Origin of the sequence: Vibrio sp. YT-18, from assembly GCF_033337345.1 — a bacterium.
GTDB classification, from domain to species: Bacteria; Pseudomonadota; Gammaproteobacteria; order Enterobacterales; family Vibrionaceae; genus Vibrio; species Vibrio alginolyticus.
The window spans coordinates 1-1,234 of the sequence record NZ_JAWOQO010000153.1 but is presented as its reverse complement, the minus strand read 5'-3'; the positions used below and the strand labels follow the sequence as shown (position 1 = coordinate 1,234).

The window sequence follows — 1,234 nt, the reverse complement described above, 5'->3', positions numbered from 1 at the left end:
CGCTCTTCCGATTTCTACGATTGAGAATGTCGTGCCTCTCACTGTGGATGAAAATAATCTCATCACGAATGGTGGGCAATCAAACGCGTTGTTGGTTGAAGGGCAGTTTACAACCACGCAAGGCTCAGATGGTGTGGTTCAGTACCAGCTTGAAACAGGTTCAGACCCGCTAAACGGTTTGACCTCCAACGGTCAAGTTATCACGTTGGTTGAAGTCAGCAATGCTAACGGCAGCTTTACCTACACAGCGACGGCAAACGGCAATTCGGTATTTACGTTACAGGTAAACAGTGAAGGGAGTTACTCGTTTGAACTGCAAGGGGCTGTTGATCATGCTCCAAATAGTGACACCTTAACGTTGGACTTTTCCATCATCGCGACGGATTTTGATGGCGACACGAGCAAAATTACGTTGCCAGTCACGATCGTTGACTCATTGCCAGTTGTAACGGATTTTGAAGCGATCAGTGTTGATGAAGACGATCTGGCTGGTATCGGTTCAGACCAAAACGACCCAGTTTCAATTGATGGCCGGTTTACGACCACTGAAGGTGCAGACAGAGTTGTGAGTTACCAGCTTGACTCGAATGCGACACCTGTTGATGGATTAACCTCACAAGGCGTAGCCGTCACAATGACGGAAACGGCTAATTCTGATGGAAGCTTCACTTATACGGCAACAGCAGGGACAAATCCGGTATTCACATTAACCGTCAATCCAGACGGCAGCTACAACTTTACCCTTGAAGGCGCGATTGACCATGCAGCAAACAGTGACAGCTTAACGCTCAACTTCCCGATCACAGTGACCGATTTTGATGGAGACACGACTTCCGCCGTTATTCCTGTCACGATTACCGATGACCAACCGACTATCACAAATGTTGAAGCCATCACTGTTGATGAAGACGACTTAGCGAACATCGGTTCGGACCAAAATGATTCACTTACGATTGATGGTCAGTTCACGACAACGCAAGGTTCTGACCGCGTGGTGAGTTACCAGTTAGATACCTCTGTAGATGTGGTTGCAGGGCTCACCTCGCAAGGCAACTCAGTGACGTTGATAGAGACTGCAAATCCTGATGGCAGCTTCAGCTACGTTGCGGCCGCAGATGGTAACCCTGTCTTTACGTTGGTAGTGAAAACGGATGGCAGTTATAACTTCACACTGGAAGGCCCAATCGATCACGCTATTAATAGCGACGAGCTAACGCTGAACTTCCCAATCATC

At 48.1% G+C, this 1,234-nt stretch carries 1 protein-coding gene; it reads left to right on the top strand.

Features of this window, described 5'->3' with window-relative positions; genetic code table 11:
* Window positions 1–1,234, top strand: a 1,234-nt coding sequence (locus R7M72_RS25065) for a VCBS domain-containing protein (protein WP_318056455.1), incomplete at both ends; no start/stop codon positions are given.